Source organism: Palleronia caenipelagi (assembly GCF_007004065.1).
Lineage (GTDB): Bacteria > Pseudomonadota > Alphaproteobacteria > Rhodobacterales > Rhodobacteraceae > Palleronia > Palleronia caenipelagi.
The window spans coordinates 1-15712 of the sequence record NZ_VFSV01000037.1 but is presented as its reverse complement, the minus strand read 5'-3'; the positions used below and the strand labels follow the sequence as shown (position 1 = coordinate 15712).

Below are 15712 nucleotides of genomic sequence, written 5' to 3'. Positions count from 1 at the left end.
CGCGACCTCCTGGGCGAGAGACCGGCACCGATTGAGACGGGGGTCCGGATCCATACCTGGCTGTCGTCCCACAGACAGCCGCCCGATCCATGACCGCACCTGGGAAAAGAGCCTCGGGCTCCTCACCAAGACGCGGAGACCGACCCCGGGAACAGGTCCCGGGATCGGTCCAATAATCCGAAGCGAGGCCGCGTGGGCCCCACCCGATTACTTGAGCTCGACTTCGGCGCCAGCCGCCTCGAGCTTCGCTTTGATGTCTTCGGCCTCGGCTTTGTCGACGCCTTCCTTGACGGCTTTGCCGCCGGCTTCGACCAGTTCCTTGGCTTCCTTCAGGCCGAGGCCGGTGATGCCGCGGACTTCCTTGATCACGTTGATCTTCTGAGCGCCAGCGCTCTTCAGGATCACGTCAAATTCGGTCTGCTCCTCGGCAGCGGCGCCACCGGCGTCGCCGGCCGGGCCAGCCATCATGACGGCGCCGCCAGCGGCGGGCTCGATGCCGTACTCGTCCTTAAGGATTTGCTTCAGCTCCTGGGCTTCCAGCAGCGTGAGGCCAACGATTTGTTCAGCAAGTGCTTTCAGATCAGCCATTGTCTCGTTTCCGTTCGTGTCAGATGTGTCTTAGCTTCGTGACAGTCAAGTGCCTGCCAGGCTTCAGGCCGCTTCGGCCTTTTCCTCGATGGTCGACAGGATGCCCGCGATGTTCGAAGCAGGTGCGCCAATTGCGCCGGCGATGTTGGACGCGGGTGCGCCGATGCACGCAACCACGGAAGCGATAAGCTCCTCGCGGCTGGGCAGTTTGGCAACCGCAGCAACGCCAGCCTGGTCCAGCTTGGTCTCACCCATAGCACCGCCAAGGATCACCAGTTTCTGGTTCTTCTTGGCGTATTCGTCGACAACCTTGGCCGCAGCCACGGGATCTTCCGAATAGGTAAGCACAGTCTGGCCCGTCAGAAGGTCGCTGATGTCAGCCATCGGCGAGCCCTCCAGGGCGATTTTGGCAAGCCTGTTCTTGGCGACGCGGACGGACCCACCAGCTTCACGCATCTGCGCGCGCAGGTCCTGCATCTCGGCAACCGTGAGGCCCTGGTAGTGTGCAACCACCACGACGCCAGAGCTTTCGAAGATTTGGCCGAGTTCCTCGACCACCTTTTCTTTCTGGGCTCTATCCACAGTTTTACTCCAAGTTTGGAGGGCAACCCCTCCGGCTCAGTCCGACCGGGAAGTCCCGGCCATGTGGTCCGATCGGGTCGTCACACTCCATTGGAGACCGGGTGAACGGCTCCGAGAGAATGTCTCTTCCCGTCTCGGGCAGGATTTAAGAGGGGACCCCTCACCCACCGTCTCGGACGAAATGAATAGCGCAGACGAATCGCCTGCGCTGCTCACTCGTGCTGCATAGCCGAGCACTGCTCCGAAGGAAAGCCCCTACCGCCCGGTTGTGCTGCCGTCCAAAGCCTCCAACAGCGCCCGTGCACCAAACCAGACAAATCCTGACCCCACGATCAGCTCCAGCCCGTCTTCGGCAATGCCGATGACCTTCTCCAGAAAACCTGTTGTGAAGGCGTGGACATAGTCGATGCCGACCCCCGCCGTCGCCAGAAGGAGGATCAGGACGGCAAAGATCAGGACGGATGGCCGGGTGGCCGTGGCGGCGCGTCGGTAGGCCACGAAGATCAGTGCCAGAAACAGCAGTCCCATCATGGCCGCGATCGCGACTTCGCCGAGGCCAGCATCTGCAGGAACAAGCCCGGCCTCTTCGAGATCATCCCCCAGTTTTTCATGACCGCGAAACGCATCATCAAGGAACAGGATGAACATGACCGCTGCCAGCGGCCCCATGCCACGCAATCCCTTCATAGCCGCAGTGGTGAGCAACATTCCGGATACAAGCCACTTGACGAAGAGGTAGTAGCTCGGCCAGCCATCCTCCCGCGTCACCTCCATCTCCCGAATTGCCGGCGCCACGTCAGCCAGCATCAGGAGATGAAACCCGATCAGCAAGAGATCGAAGGTAAGAAGCACAAAGAAAAGATTGCGGGGAGTCGGTCTGGTCACACCATAGTTTCCCTGATCCTGGAACGACTACGTACGACGAAAGTCACGCAGTCCTATACCACGCCGGGATAGGAGAAAGAGTGCCACGAGGCAATCGCTGCAATCGCACAATGGCTCAGCGCCAATGGAGCGGCTGGGATCCAGCGTGGCAGCATTGGCCCGAGGGGGAGCTTTTACGACAGCCGCCGCTATGAGCGCTCGCTGGGACCATCGTAACCATGATCAGAACGGCGGAGAGACCCGCAGCAAACCAAATTTTCATGGAAACACATTCTTAATTGCTACAATTTTTCCAAGACAATTCACACCGAGGAGCCATAAGAAACAAAAAAAGGCGGGCCAGAAGGCCCGCCTTTGCAACACGATAATATCCGGTATCACTCGTTGCCGGTGGCCGAGGCGACATCCACAGTCACGCCCGGGCCCATGGTGGAGCTCAGCGCGATCTGCTTCATGTAGGTGCCCTTGGCGCCCGACGGCTTGGCCTTGGAGACGGCGTCCACGAACGCGCGGACGTTTTCGACCAGCTTGGCTTCGTCGAAGGACGCTTTGCCGATACCGGCATGGACCACACCGGCTTTTTCGGCGCGGAACTGGACCTGACCGCCCTTGGCAGCTTCGACAGCTTCCTTGACGTCCATGGTCACGGTGCCGACCTTCGGGTTCGGCATCAGGTTGCGCGGGCCGAGGATCTTACCCAGACGACCGACGACGGGCATCATGTCGGGGGTGGCGATGCAGCGGTCGAAGTTGATGTTGCCGGCCTGAACCTGCTCCATCAGATCTTCGGCGCCGACCACGTCCGCACCGGCGGCGGTGGCTTCGTCCGCCTTGGGGCCGCGGGCAAACACGGCGACGCGGACGGTCTTGCCGGTGCCTGCGGGCAGGGTCACGGTGCCGCGAACCATCTGATCGGCGTGACGGGGATCCACACCGAGGTTCATGGCGATCTCGACGGTCTCGTCGAATTTCGAGGTGGCGTTGCTTTTGATCAGAGCCACGGCGTCTTCGACCGAGAGAAACTCCTTGCCGGCGACGGCCTCACGCTGGGCCTTCTGGCGCTTCGTCAGTTTTGCCATCACTTCACCTCGATGCCCATGGAACGGGCCGAGCCCAAAATGATCTTCATCGCTTGCTCAACGGAGTTCGCGTTCAGATCTTTCATCTTCGCTTCGGCAATCTCGCGGACCTGCTTGGCGGTCACAGTGCCGACGGTCTGACGGGACGGGGTTTTGGCGCCGGATTTCACCTTGGCAGCCTTCTTCAGGTACCAGGACGCGGGAGGCGTCTTGATTTCCATGGTGAAAGACTTGTCCTGATAATAGGTGATCACGGTCGGGCAAGGCGCACCCTGCTCCATCTCCTGCGTCTTGGCGTTGAAAGCCTTGCAGAATTCCATGATGTTGATGCCCCGCTGACCGAGCGCGGGACCAACCGGCGGCGAGGGGTTCGCCTGACCGGCCGGCACTTGCAGCTTCATGCTGCCGACCTTTTTCTTGGCCATGATGGCCTCCTTTCATTCGCGGCGGGGATCATCCCCACCCTACACGCGCCCCCGAAAGGGCAATGCCGTGGTTCACCATCAGGCTCCCACGTCGAACGCTCAGAGCTCTTTCGAGACCTGAGTGTATTCCAGATCGACCGGGGTCGCCCGACCGAAGATCGACACCGACACCTTCAGGCGCTGGTTCGCGTCGTCCACATCCTCGACAACCCCGTCGAAGCCTTCGAACGGACCGTCGGTGACCTTCACCTTTTCGCCCGATTCGAAGCTGATTTCGATCCGCGGCTGCTCCTCGCCCTCCTGGACGCGGCCGAGGATCGCCTCGACCTCGCTGTCGCGCATCGGCATGGGCTTGCCCTGCTGACCAAGGAACCCGGTCACACGATTGATCGAGTTGATCAGGTGAAATCCCCGATCGGACATTTCCATATGCACTAGCACATAGCCCGGCATGAACCTCCGCTCGGTGGTGACTTTCTTGCCACGACGCACCTCGATGACCTCTTCGGTCGGCACGAGAACCTCGTCGATCTGATCCTCAAGGCCTTTTTCAGCGACCTCGGAGCGGATCTGCTCTGCGATCTTCTTTTCGAAGTTCGACAGAACACTGACCGAATACCAACGCTTCGCCATCGGGGCTCATCCTCACGGGCAAGAGTTTCAACTGTGGCCCGAACACAAAATCGGCGTGCGCCGTTAGGAAGCACGCCAATGTCGGGGGTTGCGGCTCCTTAACTGGCGAGCGCGTCGGACGCAAGCCCGTCCGGCCACCAGACACCCAATCAGGCGAAGAAGCTCAGCAGAGTTTCCAGCCCGAAGCGGATAAGGAAGTCCACGAAGAAGAAGAACGTCGCCATCAGCGTCGCCATCACCAGGACCATCACAGTGGTCAGAACCACCTCACGACGGGTCGGCCAGACCACTTTGGCAATCTCGGCCCGGGTCTGCTGGATGAATTGAAATGGATTTGTCTTGACTGCCATGGACCTTCTCACGTCGACGTGGGTTGCACCTACGGCGTCCGCGACTAGGTTTCAAGTCCGCACGGCGCGCCGCGCCGTGGTTTGCGAAAGGAACATGCGTGTTTATCACTGACTGGTCTGATGCTGTCTTCATCCATCTCGTTGCCCTCGTGGCAGCCTTCGTCACCGCATATTTCGCTCTGCAAACCTCGCGCTCGCCTCAGGGAGCGGTCGGTTGGGTCGTCCTGATTCTGGCGTTTCCCTACATTGGGATCCCTGCCTATATCGTCTTTGGCTACGCAAATTACTCCAAATTTACGCGCGAGCGGCGCGAATCAGATGAAAAGTTCGGGCTTGCACCCAAAGTGACCGACGGCCCGGCCCGTCCCGATGACCGGCTGGCGATTTTCGGACGCCTCACTGGTCACGAGATTGTCGGTGGCAACAGCATGCATCTGATGGATGATGTAGCGGTCATTTATGACGAGATCATAGCGGCCGTGGACGGCGCCGAGCATTACGTGCTCATGCAATATTACGAGATGGAGGATGACGAGACCGGCAAGCGGTTCAAGAAAGCGCTGTGCGACAAAGCCCGCCAAGGCGTCGCGGTCTATCTGATGCATGACGAGGCGCCCTTTGCCGGCCTGCCCAAGCCCTACGTGGCCGAGTTGCGCGACGCCGGGGTCCATGTGGCCCAACCCAAAGGCCCGTCACGCGCCTTGAAGCACCTTCAGTTCAACCATCGCAACCACCGCAAGCTGGTGGTGGTGGACGGGACCCGCGCCTTTACCGGCGGCGCCAATTGCGGGGACAAATATCTCGGCAAATCGAAGGTTGGAGCGTGGCGCGATACCTTTGCCGAATTCAACGGCCCAATCGTCGATCAACTCCAGCTAAGCTATGCGGGGGACTGGGCCTGGGCGACAGAGGAAAATATTTCCGGTGTGTTCCGCAAACCCGAGACCGCCGGCGATCTGCGCGCCGTCTCCATGCCCATCGGACCCAGCGACCGCCTCGACAATGGCAATCTCTACTTTGCCGCCCTCGCCCAGCGCGCCCGGAAACGTCTGTGGATCACGACACCGTATTTCGCGCCGGACCCCGCCGTGATGAACTCCATGCAACTCGCCGCCGCCCGCGGGGTGGATCTGAAAATCATGGTGCCGGATATACCTGAAAAGCGCGTCCCGTTCTGGGCTGCCCACGTGTATTTCGACCACATCCGGCGTGCGGGCGGTGAGATCTGGCGCTACAAGGCAGGCTTCAGCCATCAAAAAATCGCCTTGATCGACGATGATCTTGTCTCCATCGGATCGGTCAACATGGACGTGCGCTCGGGGCTCCTGAACTTCGAACTGACCGTTATGGTCGAGGGCGAGGAAGCTGCTCAGGCGGTCGAGGAGATGCTGAACCGCGATCTCGAACAGGCCTATCGCGTCGAGAAGACCCTGGACGATCAGCCATTCTGGCTGAGGGTGGCGGCGCGGGTCTCCAGCCTGTTTGCTCCGCAGCTATGATCCGGATTGCGTCGTATAACATCCGTAAAGCCGTGGGCCTCGATTGGCGCCGGGACCCTATGCGGGTGGCGCAGGTGATCGCGGGGCTCAGAGCACATATCGTCGCGTTGCAGGAGGCCGACAAGCGCCTCCAACCCCGGCCTACGGCGCTGACCCCCGAGGCGATCCGCGCCACGGGGATGGTGCCCATCGACCTTGGCCCGGGACCGAGTCTTGGCTGGCATGGCAACGCAATTCTGCTGGACCCCGCGTGGCGGTGCATCGGCTATGAACGACTGACGCTGCCCGGCCTTGAACCGCGCGGCGCGGTCCTGGCAGAGATTGATACGCCGGCTGGACATCTCACTCTCTGCGCCGCCCATCTCGGACTGACCCGGGGCGCACGCGTGGCGCAGCTTCACGCGATCAAAGAGGCCATCGGGCTCGACCGCCTGTCCCAATCAGTGATTCTCGGCGATTTCAACGAGTGGCACCCGACCCGTCCGCTGCATGGTCCCGAGCATGACGTGAAGGCGATTTCCCCCGGCCGGTCGTTTCACGCGAAGTACGAGCTCGCCCCCCTTGACCGTATCCTTGTCGGCGGCAACTGGTCGCTGCTGGATACGGGCGTGATGCGTGAGCCCCCCGCCCAACGGGCCTCGGACCACCTGCCGATCTGGTGCGAAATCGCTCCGAACACTGCCCGCGCCGAAGGGAGCAAAAAAGATCGCGATTTTCATGATCCGCCCGCTTGACACCCCCCTGCGGCAGGGGTACGTGCGGCCCCGGTACGGCGTGGTAGCTCAGCTGGTTAGAGCACAGCACTCATAATGCTGGGGTCGGCGGTTCAAGTCCGCCCCACGCTACCAAATCTCACAGGTTTTCGGCACGCGCGAGACATTAGGTTGCGGCCTGATCGTGCGGCAGTTAAGTGCGGGCCTTACAACGGGTTTCGTTTGACCAGAGGACGAGTATGGACCGCAATATCGCCCTGTTTGCCGTGGCGGCGTCGCCGAATGAAGGGTTTCTGGGCCAGATCGCGGCGCTTTACACCTCGATCATAGCGCAGCCGTGGGAGCGCTACAGACCGGTCTTACGCGTGTGCTTTGGGGGGCAAATCCCGGCTGATCTGGCACAAAGGTGGGCCGGGCTTTTGTCGAAGATCGAGTATGTCTGCATCTCGCCCGAACGCCTGACACCGGATCACCTGACGCAGGTGATCGAGCGCTTTTACGTGATTCCGCCGCTTACAAAGGTCGCCGTATTCTGTGACGCGGACGTGCTGGTGACGGGCCCCCTTGAGGACATGTTTGACCGCATTGGCCCAGAAGCCGATATCGCGGGGTGTCTTGCCCATTTTCCGCCCCCGGGTCGCGGCAAGAAATCCGCGAATTTCTGGCAGACCCATTATCGCCGCTTCTGCGCCTCCTGCTTTCCCGACCGCGACGCACCAGCCCTGGAGAAATCCTTCGCCTACTCCGGTCCGCCCTTCGATGCCGCCCCCGCCTATTACAATTACGGTTTTGTGGTGATGCACCCGGATGCCTCCGAACGGATCCGCGAGGACTTCGTCACCGCCTTCACCTACGCCCGTGACGTCATCAACAGCCGGTATTTTTCAGCTCAGGTCGGCCTGACATTGTCGCTGACGGTGAATGGCCTGCGCGCCGTGGATCTGGGGATGTCCTACAACATGCCGAATGACCGGATGGGGCAGGCACATCTGGAAAAAGGCAATCCCCCGCATGTCATCCACTATCTGCGGGAAAAGGCATTCAAGCGCAGTGTTCTGTTTGCCACGCGGCAAGCGGTACAGGAGTTTGTCACAACGCCCCGCACACACGTGGACGAGGTGCTACGCGCCCATCTGGAAACGCTGATCCGGGATCACGAGCTTCTGGAGCTGCTCCCCGAGGCAGACTGACCGAGGAGCGTCGCAGCCACGCGGCCCTCGGGGTCGATGGGCGTGCGGGCTTTCAACGCCCGCGCAGGCTGACCCGCATAAATCGTCCAGGGCTGAAACGGCCCCTTCATCAGGCTGAGCGCACCGCAAGACACGCCTTCGGGGATATCCGCATCAGGCAACACGATGGTCCCGCTGCCAAGTAACACATGCGCTCCGAGACGGATCGGTCCGCGCGCCACATCCGTGTGTTCGGCCGGGACCATGGGATTGGTAAAGCTGCCACCCAGATAGTTGTCATTGCTGGTATAAAGCGAAACCCGCTGAGACAGGTTCGCGAAATTACCGATGTCGACGCCAGATCCGCCGGAAATGTATCCGTAGGCCCCGATGTGTATATAGGAGCCGATGCGCACCCCTGCCGCGCCCGCTATAATCGTCGTGGCGAAATCTATGCGAACGTTGTCGCCGATAGAGATATGCGGCAGGCCTATGATATTGCAGCCTTTCGAGATCGAGACGTTCTCGCCAATTGCCGCAAATCCCATTTGTCGCAGCTCGTCGGTGCGGTAGTAGCCCGGATCGAAAGGGTTCCTCCCGTTGCTCATGCGTCCGCCAGCTTGTCGAGAATCCGGCGCAGCTTGCCCGCAACTTCGATCTGAACCGATGGCGTCACGTGACGCCCCATGGGCAGCGACAGCATATCCTGGGAAAGCTGGACCGCGTTTGGCGGCTCAGGCGCTTGCCAGCGCGAACTGACCGTCGGAGTGTAATACACCCGGCTGTCGATCTGCTCATCGGCCAGCGCAGCCTTGACTGCGGCCGCGTCAACTCCCGGCACACGGAACGAGAACAGTTGCCATGGGGGATTGCCATGGCCCGATGGCAGCATAACGGCATCGCCCGCAATGTCAGCCAGTGCCTGATGCCAGCCCGCGGCCTGCGCACGGCGATAGGACAGCGTCTCCGGAAATTGCGCCAGCGTCGCGCGGCCAATCGCTGCGGTGGTTTCGCTGAGCTTGCCGTTCAGCCCCCACCGATCCCCGCCAGCCCCGCCGGCAAGGCCAAAATTGATCGCCGTCCGGACCTCGGCGGCGAGCTCGGGTGCAACGAACACCGCACCGCCCTCACCGATGGCGAAAGGCTTGGTGGCATGGAATGAAAACACCTCGGCCACCCCTGCGTAGCCCACGCGTCGGCCGTCGGGGTCTTCGCCCCCATAGGCCGCTGCTGCGTCCACGATCAGCGGCAGATCATGAGCCTCCACAACACGTTCGATCTCCGAGATGTCGCGACAATATCCAAAGGAGCGCACGTGGAAGACAGCTGAAATGCCACCCGCTTCAAGCGTTTGGCGCAACGCCTCGGGGCACATTTCCCATGTGCGCAGATCGCAGTCCACCGCTACGGGCTCAGCTCCGGCCTGGAACACAGCACTGGCTGTCGCGGGAAAGGTGAAGGCAGGCACCGCGACTTTGCCCCGGATCCCCAGCGCCATCAGCACCCCAGTCAGACCTGCCGTCGCCGAAGAGACCAGAACAGGCTCCCGACCGTTATCCAGATCAGCCATCAGCGCGCAGGACAACTCCCGCTCGTTCGGACCGAAATTGGAGAATTGGCCGGCATCATAGCTGGCCGCGAGATACGGAACCCAGTTCTCGGGGGCAGGAAAATCGGGCGATAGCAAGCGCAGGGACATATGGACGTCTTCCCTCAAACTGAACGGCACCGGGCAACCTGTTCGAGTCCCGGCAAAGACAACTCTGCCGAAGCATTAACGCGATTGCTCCGGCTGTCACAGACGTGATTTCGCAATCGGCGCCCGGACGCCATGGGAAAATAAGTCACACTGTGATTAGGACGTATCAGATGCGGGCGGGACAAGGAGCCATCATATGACCTACGAAGCGCTGAGGGCCGATGGGACCCAGCCGAATTTGACGCTGACCTTCCACGGAACCGGGGCCGCACCGGCACAACTGCATGGATTGGCACAAGCGTTTATGCCCGACGACCATGTCGTTTCGCCCTTGGGCGACGTGGACGAGAACGGGTCGGCCCGCTTCTTTCGCCGAACGGGCGAGGGTATCTACGACATGGACGACCTTGCCCGCGCGGTGGCGAAGATGGTCGCCTTCATCAGCGCGGAGACGGCGCGAACCGGAGCGACTCATGTGACCGGAATCGGCTACTCAAACGGCGCGAATATCCTTACCGCCACCGCCATGGCGCGGCCCGACCTGTTCGACACATTGGTTCTGATGCATCCGCTGATTCCATGGGATCCCGCCCCCTGCCACGGAATGGCCGCCAAACGTGTTCTGATCACGGCCGGACAAAAAGATCCGATCTGCCCCGCACCGCTGACGCAAAGATTGGCCGAGTGGTTCACCGAGCAAAAGGCTGACTGCCTGCTGGCGTGGCATCCGGGCGGGCACGGGATTCCCCAGTCTGAGGTCGAAGCCGTGGCCGGGTTCCTGATGCCCTGACGCGGCTAGAACGGCGTCGGCGCGCGAAACTCCATCCAAGCTCCACCCGTCGGATGGCGCAGGTCGAGTGCACGGGCATGGAGCATCATGCGCTCCGCCTTGCCATCTGGCGTCGTCGCATAGAGCGTGTCGCCAAGGATCGGGTGGCCGAGTTCCAGCATATGCACGCGCAACTGATGCGACCTGCCTGTGAGGGGCGTCAGTTCCATCCGTGTCAGGCCCGGAAGGTGCTCCATCACCCTCCAGTCGGTCTGTGCCGGACGCCCTTTTTCATGGTTTACGTGCTGAAGCGGTCGGTTCTCCCAATCGACGCAAAGCGGCAGATCGATCCGGCCCTCGTGACCCTCAACGTGGCCGAGCACCAGCGCTTCATAAACCTTCCGCGTCTGCCGTTTCTCAAATTGCAGGCCCAGATGGCGCTGCGCAGGGGCCGTGCGGGCAAAAATCATCACTCCCGACGTGTCCCGATCGAGCCGATGGACCAGCAGCACGTCGGGATAATCGTCTGCAATGCGGGCGATAAGGCAATCGGCCAGATGTGGTCCGCGACCGGGTACGGAGAGCAGGCCATCGGGCTTGACCACCGCGATCAGGTCTTCATCCACATGCAGGTAATCGAGCGGATCGGTCGGCGGAGTATAGTCAGGTGCGGGCAAAGGCGGCATCGAGGATCTCCTGCAAACCGGCCACATCGGCGTCGGTAAAGGCTTCAGGCTGGTCGCTGTCGAGATCGAGCACCCCGATCACCTCGCCCTCCGCGTCCCGCACCGGCAGGACCAGCTCGCTGCGGGTGCTTGACGCGCAGGCGATATGGCCAGGGAACGCTTCCACATCGGGGACGAGTTGCACCTCGCCCGTCCGCGCCGCCGCACCGCAGACTCCGCGTTCGAACGGGATCGTCAGGCAGCCATGACCACCCTGATAGGGGCCAATTTTCAGCAAACCGGGAGCGGTGACGCGGTAAAAACCAGTCCAGTCAAAGCGATCATCTGCATGATGGATCTCGCAGGCAAGCGTCGCCATCAGAGCCACATGGTCAGCCTCACCTTCACAGAGCGCCGCGCAGCGGGCGGCAAGGGCACGGTAGTCAAGGGGCATCGGGTCTCATCTCCGACAGAATTTGCCGTGTCGGGTATCATGAGCAGCCACCGGTGACCACCGCAGTCGAAACCATTGCAAATGCACGAGAAGCGCCTACGGTCGATGAGACTGTTGAGGAGGCTCCCCATGCGCGATTTTCACTTGCCCGGACGGTCCGCCGTCTACGCCGAGAACGGCCTTTGCGCCACATCGCACCCGCTGGCGGCCAAGGTCGCGATCCAGATGCTTGAGGCGGGCGGCAACGCGGTGGACGCGGCGATTGCTGGCGCGGTTTTACTGGGTCTGGCTGAACCCCAGATGACGGGGATCGGCGGTGACATGTTCGCGCTGGTGCAGATGCCCGACGGGAGCGTGAAGGCGCTGAATGGTTCGGGTCGCGCGCCGGCTGGCCTGTCAGCCGACACACTCCGGGCAGAGGGGCTCAGTGCCATGCCTGACCGGGGCGCGGCGTCGGTGACCCTGCCCGGCGCGGTCGTTGGGTTTTGTCGCCTGTCGAAAGATCTTGGAAGGCTCGGTATCGCCACCAGCCTTGCCCCTGCCATCCATTATGCCCGCGCAGGGATCCCGGTGGCACCTCGGGTCGCGCTGGACTGGGGCTCGGATGCGGGACGTTTATCAGAAACCGCCGCGAAGACCTACCTGACGGGCGGGGAGGCGCCCTCGGCCGGAACGATATTCCGAGCGCCAAAGCTGGCGAATGTCCTCACCCACATCGCCACGGAGGGGCGCGCGGGATTCTACGAGGGGGAGGTGGCCGAAGACATGGTGCAGAGCCTCCAGGCCCTCGGCGGTACGCACACGCTGGAGGATTTCGCCTCGGTCACAGCAGACTACGTGGAGCCGATCTCGGGACAATATGGCAATTATCAGCTGGTCGAGCATCCGCCCAACGGTCAGGGGGCTGCGGCGATCCTGCTGGCGCGGATCCTTGCGGAGTTCGACATTGCCAGCCTCGACCCCCTCGGGGCCGAGCGCGCGCATCTTGAGGCAGAGGCAACGAAGCTCGCCTATGGCGCCCGCGACCAGATCATCGCCGACGCAGCCCATGTGACGGAACTGGAGCGGATGCTCGACGGATCCCTCGCGCAAGAGCTCGCCGCGCAGATACGCCGCGACGCTGTTTTGCCGACGCCCGTACGAGCCGGGGGGATGCCGCACAAGGACACGATCTATATCACCGTCGTGGATAAGGATCGCATGGCCGTGTCGCTGATCTACTCGATCTTTGCGAGCTTTGGCTCCGGCCTCGCCTCCGAGAAGTTTGGGGTACTGTTTCACAACCGCGGCGCCGGGTTCTGCCTGACGCCGGGCCATCCAAACGAAGCCGGTCCGGGCAAGCGGCCGCTGCACACGATCATCCCCGGCCTGTTGCGGCAGGACGGCGCGCTCACCCATGCGTTCGGCGTCATGGGCGGCCCCTATCAGCCCACCGGCCACGCCAGATTTCTCTCGAATACCGCCGATTTTGGGATGGATCCCCAGGCGGCCATTGATGCCCCCCGCAGCTTTGCCTGGGGCGGCCAGTTGCAGGTGGAACGCGGCTATTCCGAAGCGACGCGGCAGAGCCTCGCGGATCTCGGTCACGTTGTCATCGTCCCCGACAAACCAATCGGCGGCGCTCAGGCGATTCGGATTGATGCGGAGCGGGGCATCCTCATTGGCGGCTCCGACCCGCGCAAGGATGGCTGCGCCTTGGGGTATTGAAGCTCAGTTCAGCGCGATCTGGAGCGGATAATATCCGTCTTCGATCTCGCCAAAGAAGTTCTCCAGATCGGGGTGCCCCACCGGCGCTCCGCTCTCGTCCACGACGAGGTTCTGCTCGGAAACATAGGCTACGTAGTAGCTCTGATCGTTTTCGGCGAAGAGGTGGTAAAAGGGCTGATCCTTGGCCGGGCGCATATCCTCGGGGATCGACTCGTACCACTCCTCGGTGTTCGAGAAGGTGGGATCGACATCGAAGATCACCCCGCGAAAAGGATGCTTGCGGTGGCGCACGATCTGTCCGAGATGATATCTGGCGTGGGTCGGTCGCATGTTGGCCCCCGTTTGTTTTGTCCTCACCTAGTCCGTTTACGGACCCCTTGTCCATGACCCCATCAGACAGAACCGGAGACAGAAGTTGAGTCTCGTCCTCACCGTCGGCGAAGTGGTGGCCCCGGTCTTCCTTTTGGCCACCATTGGCTATGTCTGGGTCCGGCTGGGCCTCGACTATGACATAGCTTTTGTCACCCGCATGTCGATGACCCTGGGCGTGCCCTGCCTGATCTTCGTCTCGCTCATGCGCACCAAAATCGACCCCGCCGCGCTCACCACTTTGTCGTTGGCGTCGGTCGCAGCCTACGGTGCGATAACCGTCGCGATGCTGGCGCTTGTGCTGCTAGCCAGGCTGGATCTGCGCACCTACCTGGCACCGCTGATCTTCGGGAACACGGGCAATCTGGGACTCCCACTGGCTCTGTTTGCGTTCGGTGATATCGGGCTCGATTACGCGGTCGTGGTCTTTGCGGTGATGGCGATCTACTCCTTTACCGTCGGCGTCTGGATCGTCTCCGGTGGCGGATCTGTGCTTCGGGTCATCCGCGAGCCAATGGTGGCCGGGACGCTTCTGGGCACGCTGTTCCTGTGGCAAGGCTGGGAAACCCCGACCTTTGTGACCAACACGTTGCAGCTGGTGGGTCAGCTCGCCATTCCCCTGATGCTGATCACCCTCGGCGTGGCCGTGGCGCGGCTTAGCCTGCGCGGTTTCCTGCGTCCGGCCGTACTCGCGATCCTGAAGGCCGGAGCCTGCATCGCCATCGGCCTTGCCGTTGCACACGCCTTCGGCCTCGACCCAGTTGCGGGGGCCGTTCTGGTCCTTCAGGTCTCGACACCGGTGGCCGTGACCTCCTATCTCCTCGCTTCGAAATACGGGGCCGATGCGGATGCGGTGGCTGGACTCGTGGTGGTCTCCACCCTTTCTTCGGTGGTCTATATTCCCCTGACACTCGCCTATGTAATGTGACTCCTCGTTCGGAGATGTTTTACCCGGGCGGCCTTAGTGCTATAGTCATAGGATAAACAAAAAAACGAACCGAGCGAGTGAGGCAGATGAACAGGAAGATCAGCGCGATATTGCTTGCGCTGTTCGTCGCATCTTGTGGCGGCGGAGAGCGTGAGGCCCCTAGGGCCTTGGACGATGCCTGTGCGATCGTAGACGAACGTCCGAAATACCTCCGCGCCATGCGCAAAACCGAGAAAAAATGGGGAATCCCCATCGCCGTCCAGATGGCGACAATCCATCAGGAGAGCAAGTTTGTCGGCAATGCCCGTACGCCGTTGAAATTTACCCTCGGTGTCATCCCCATGGGCCGCCAGAGTTCTGCCTATGGCTACTCGCAGGCCCTGGACGGGACATGGGACGAGTACAAGGAACAAACCGGCAAGCGTCGGGCAAAGCGCGACGATATCTATGACGCCACGGACTTCATGGGCTGGTACATGGACGGCACCACGCGAACCCTCGGCATTTCCCGTGCCGATGCGCGCAATCAATATCTGGCCTATCACGAAGGCCGGGGTGGGTATCGGCGCGGTTCCTATCGCTCCAAATCCTGGCTGGTGAGCGTTGCCGATAAGGTTGCCACACGCGCAATCATCTACGACAACCAGCTCCGGGCCTGCGGCAAGCGATGAGATCTCCGCAGTCGCGGCTTCCATCCCGCGACTGCTTCCGACCGACGGACAAAACGTCGTCCGTTCAAAAGCGAACTTTTCCGTAAACCGGCGCTTCATCCATATGTGCTTCAACCTGTCCAGTCGAAGAGATCGATTGGATAGGTCATGCCATCAGTTACATATGACACGTGGTATCTGGGGATGTTCAGCCCGATCAACACGGACGGGACCGGTGATCAGGAGAATAGAGGTGGTCCTTGAAATTCGACCAGTTTGCCGCCGTGCTAAGCTATAGCATTGGTTTCATTTCAGGCGGCAACCTTCAGGTCCGGAGATTGCCTGTCATAGGCCTCGTCCGGCGTCATGATCCCATGTGATGAGTGCGGGCGTCTTTCGTTGTAGTAGCTGATCCAGTCACCGATCCCGTCCCGGGCTTCGGAACCTGTTTCGAAGGCGTTCAAGTAGACGCATTCGTATTTGAGGGATCGCCAGAGCCGCTCGATCATCCGGTTGTCGATCCAGCGGCCCCGGCCATCCATCGAGAT

At 61.4% G+C, this 15712-nt stretch carries 20 protein-coding genes and 1 tRNA gene; 8 read left to right on the top strand and 13 right to left on the bottom strand.

The genetic code is table 11. The features are described 5' to 3' along the window. Window positions 1–207: 207 nt before the first annotated feature. The 7 genes from rplL to secE form a co-directional block, all read right to left on the bottom strand. Entirely contained in the window at window positions 208–588 is a 381-nt protein-coding gene (gene rplL, locus FEV53_RS15585) for a 50S ribosomal protein L7/L12 (RefSeq protein ID WP_142835719.1), read from the bottom strand. Between the two features lie 63 nt (window positions 589–651). Beyond that, entirely contained in the window at window positions 652–1170 is a 519-nt protein-coding gene (gene rplJ / locus FEV53_RS15580; RefSeq protein WP_142835718.1) for a 50S ribosomal protein L10, read from the bottom strand. 255 nt (window positions 1171–1425) lie between these two features. Then, entirely contained in the window at window positions 1426–2055 is a 630-nt protein-coding gene (locus FEV53_RS15575) for a hypothetical protein (RefSeq protein ID WP_142835717.1), read from the bottom strand. A 377-nt stretch (window positions 2056–2432) separates the two neighbouring features. Next, window positions 2433–3134, bottom strand: a complete 702-nt coding sequence (rplA, locus tag FEV53_RS15570) for a 50S ribosomal protein L1 (protein ID WP_142835716.1) — start codon at window positions 3132–3134, stop codon at window positions 2433–2435. Beyond that, complete coding sequence (gene rplK / locus FEV53_RS15565; protein ID WP_142835715.1) at window positions 3134–3559, bottom strand: 50S ribosomal protein L11; 426 nt, start codon at window positions 3557–3559, stop codon at window positions 3134–3136. The genes rplA and rplK overlap by 1 nt, the downstream gene beginning before the upstream one ends. Window positions 3560–3658: 99 nt before the next feature. Further along, window positions 3659–4192 carry a transcription termination/antitermination protein NusG gene (gene nusG, locus FEV53_RS15560; RefSeq protein ID WP_142835714.1) on the bottom strand — a complete coding sequence of 178 codons (534 nt, stop codon included), beginning with the start codon at window positions 4190–4192 and terminating at the stop codon, window positions 3659–3661. Window positions 4193–4341: 149 nt separating this feature from the next. Continuing rightward, entirely contained in the window at window positions 4342–4542 is a 201-nt protein-coding gene (secE, locus tag FEV53_RS15555; protein WP_142835713.1) for a preprotein translocase subunit SecE, read from the bottom strand. A gap of 98 nt (window positions 4543–4640) precedes the next feature. Between secE and cls the strand changes: the two genes are divergently transcribed. From cls to FEV53_RS15535, 4 genes are all read left to right on the top strand, one after another. Next, window positions 4641–6041: a cardiolipin synthase gene (gene cls, locus FEV53_RS15550; protein WP_142835712.1), complete on the top strand. Its 1401-nt coding sequence runs from the start codon at window positions 4641–4643 to the stop codon at window positions 6039–6041. Further along, window positions 6038–6775 carry an endonuclease/exonuclease/phosphatase family protein gene (locus FEV53_RS15545; protein WP_142835711.1) on the top strand — a complete coding sequence of 246 codons (738 nt, stop codon included), beginning with the start codon at window positions 6038–6040 and terminating at the stop codon, window positions 6773–6775. The genes cls and FEV53_RS15545 overlap by 4 nt, the downstream gene beginning before the upstream one ends. 37 nt (window positions 6776–6812) lie before the next feature. After that, window positions 6813–6889: transfer RNA gene (locus tag FEV53_RS15540), tRNA-Met, on the top strand. Between the two features lie 104 nt (window positions 6890–6993). Next, entirely contained in the window at window positions 6994–7944 is a 951-nt protein-coding gene (locus tag FEV53_RS15535) for a glycosyltransferase family protein (RefSeq protein WP_142835710.1), read from the top strand. Here FEV53_RS15535 and FEV53_RS15530 read toward each other — a convergent pair. Together FEV53_RS15530 and FEV53_RS15525 are read right to left on the bottom strand one after the other, a co-directional pair. Further along, window positions 7908–8531 carry an acyltransferase gene (locus FEV53_RS15530; protein WP_185962249.1) on the bottom strand — a complete coding sequence of 208 codons (624 nt, stop codon included), beginning with the start codon at window positions 8529–8531 and terminating at the stop codon, window positions 7908–7910. The two genes, FEV53_RS15535 and FEV53_RS15530, sit on opposite strands and share 37 nt — an antisense overlap. Next, entirely contained in the window at window positions 8528–9622 is a 1095-nt protein-coding gene (locus FEV53_RS15525; protein ID WP_142835709.1) for a DegT/DnrJ/EryC1/StrS family aminotransferase, read from the bottom strand. The genes FEV53_RS15530 and FEV53_RS15525 overlap by 4 nt, the downstream gene beginning before the upstream one ends. 196 nt (window positions 9623–9818) lie before the next feature. Here FEV53_RS15525 and FEV53_RS15520 point away from each other — a divergent pair, with 196 nt between their 5' ends. Next, window positions 9819–10412: an alpha/beta hydrolase gene (locus FEV53_RS15520; protein ID WP_142835708.1), complete on the top strand. Its 594-nt coding sequence runs from the start codon at window positions 9819–9821 to the stop codon at window positions 10410–10412. Window positions 10413–10417: 5 nt separating this feature from the next. Here FEV53_RS15520 and FEV53_RS15515 read toward each other — a convergent pair whose 3' ends face one another. Together FEV53_RS15515 and FEV53_RS15510 are read right to left on the bottom strand one after the other, a co-directional pair. Next, on the bottom strand, window positions 10418–11077 hold the full coding sequence (locus FEV53_RS15515; protein WP_142835707.1) for an RluA family pseudouridine synthase: 660 nt from the start codon (window positions 11075–11077) through the stop codon (window positions 10418–10420). Further along, window positions 11055–11510 carry a GAF domain-containing protein gene (locus FEV53_RS15510; RefSeq protein ID WP_142835706.1) on the bottom strand — a complete coding sequence of 152 codons (456 nt, stop codon included), beginning with the start codon at window positions 11508–11510 and terminating at the stop codon, window positions 11055–11057. The genes FEV53_RS15515 and FEV53_RS15510 overlap by 23 nt, the downstream gene beginning before the upstream one ends. Before the next feature lie 129 nt (window positions 11511–11639). On the opposite strand from FEV53_RS15510, the gene FEV53_RS15505 reads away from it, so the two are divergent. Further along, window positions 11640–13217, top strand: coding sequence for a gamma-glutamyltransferase family protein (locus tag FEV53_RS15505; protein WP_142835705.1), 1578 nt, complete (start codon window positions 11640–11642; stop codon window positions 13215–13217). Between the two features lie 3 nt (window positions 13218–13220). Here the strand turns inward: FEV53_RS15505 and hspQ are convergent, their stop codons facing one another. After that, window positions 13221–13547, bottom strand: coding sequence for a heat shock protein HspQ (gene hspQ, locus FEV53_RS15500; protein ID WP_142835704.1), 327 nt, complete (start codon window positions 13545–13547; stop codon window positions 13221–13223). An 85-nt stretch (window positions 13548–13632) separates the two neighbouring features. Between hspQ and FEV53_RS15495 the strand changes: the two genes are divergently transcribed. After that, window positions 13633–14514, top strand: coding sequence for an AEC family transporter (locus FEV53_RS15495; RefSeq protein ID WP_142835703.1), 882 nt, complete (start codon window positions 13633–13635; stop codon window positions 14512–14514). 86 nt (window positions 14515–14600) lie between these two features. After that, on the top strand, window positions 14601–15185 hold the full coding sequence (locus FEV53_RS15490) for a transglycosylase SLT domain-containing protein (RefSeq protein ID WP_142835702.1): 585 nt from the start codon (window positions 14601–14603) through the stop codon (window positions 15183–15185). 290 nt (window positions 15186–15475) lie between these two features. Here FEV53_RS15490 and FEV53_RS15485 read toward each other — a convergent pair. Further along, window positions 15476–15712 (bottom strand): integrase core domain-containing protein (locus FEV53_RS15485; protein WP_142834240.1); only part of this gene is annotated, 237 nt, incomplete at its 5' end.

What these genes read in the sequence shown, in the direction of transcription:
- rplL (WP_142835719.1), bottom strand. Translation starts at nt 588, where the DNA reads ATGGCTGATCTGAAAGCACTTGCTGAACAAATCGTTGGCCTCACGCTG.
- rplA (WP_142835716.1), bottom strand. Translation starts at nt 3,134, where the DNA reads ATGGCAAAACTGACGAAGCGCCAGAAGGCCCAGCGTGAGGCCGTCGCC.
- rplK (WP_142835715.1), bottom strand. Translation starts at nt 3,559, where the DNA reads ATGGCCAAGAAAAAGGTCGGCAGCATGAAGCTGCAAGTGCCGGCCGGT.
- nusG (WP_142835714.1), bottom strand. Translation starts at nt 4,192, where the DNA reads ATGGCGAAGCGTTGGTATTCGGTCAGTGTTCTGTCGAACTTCGAAAAG.
- secE (WP_142835713.1), bottom strand. Translation starts at nt 4,542, where the DNA reads ATGGCAGTCAAGACAAATCCATTTCAATTCATCCAGCAGACCCGGGCC.
- FEV53_RS15545 (WP_142835711.1), top strand. Translation starts at nt 6,038, where the DNA reads ATGATCCGGATTGCGTCGTATAACATCCGTAAAGCCGTGGGCCTCGAT.
- FEV53_RS15535 (WP_142835710.1), top strand. Translation starts at nt 6,994, where the DNA reads ATGGACCGCAATATCGCCCTGTTTGCCGTGGCGGCGTCGCCGAATGAA.
- FEV53_RS15530 (WP_185962249.1), bottom strand. Translation starts at nt 8,531, where the DNA reads ATGAGCAACGGGAGGAACCCTTTCGATCCGGGCTACTACCGCACCGAC.
- FEV53_RS15525 (WP_142835709.1), bottom strand. Translation starts at nt 9,622, where the DNA reads ATGTCCCTGCGCTTGCTATCGCCCGATTTTCCTGCCCCCGAGAACTGG.
- FEV53_RS15520 (WP_142835708.1), top strand. Translation starts at nt 9,819, where the DNA reads ATGACCTACGAAGCGCTGAGGGCCGATGGGACCCAGCCGAATTTGACG.
- FEV53_RS15515 (WP_142835707.1), bottom strand. Translation starts at nt 11,077, where the DNA reads ATGCCGCCTTTGCCCGCACCTGACTATACTCCGCCGACCGATCCGCTC.
- FEV53_RS15510 (WP_142835706.1), bottom strand. Translation starts at nt 11,510, where the DNA reads ATGCCCCTTGACTACCGTGCCCTTGCCGCCCGCTGCGCGGCGCTCTGT.
- FEV53_RS15505 (WP_142835705.1), top strand. Translation starts at nt 11,640, where the DNA reads ATGCGCGATTTTCACTTGCCCGGACGGTCCGCCGTCTACGCCGAGAAC.
- hspQ (WP_142835704.1), bottom strand. Translation starts at nt 13,547, where the DNA reads ATGCGACCGACCCACGCCAGATATCATCTCGGACAGATCGTGCGCCAC.
- FEV53_RS15490 (WP_142835702.1), top strand. Translation starts at nt 14,601, where the DNA reads ATGAACAGGAAGATCAGCGCGATATTGCTTGCGCTGTTCGTCGCATCT.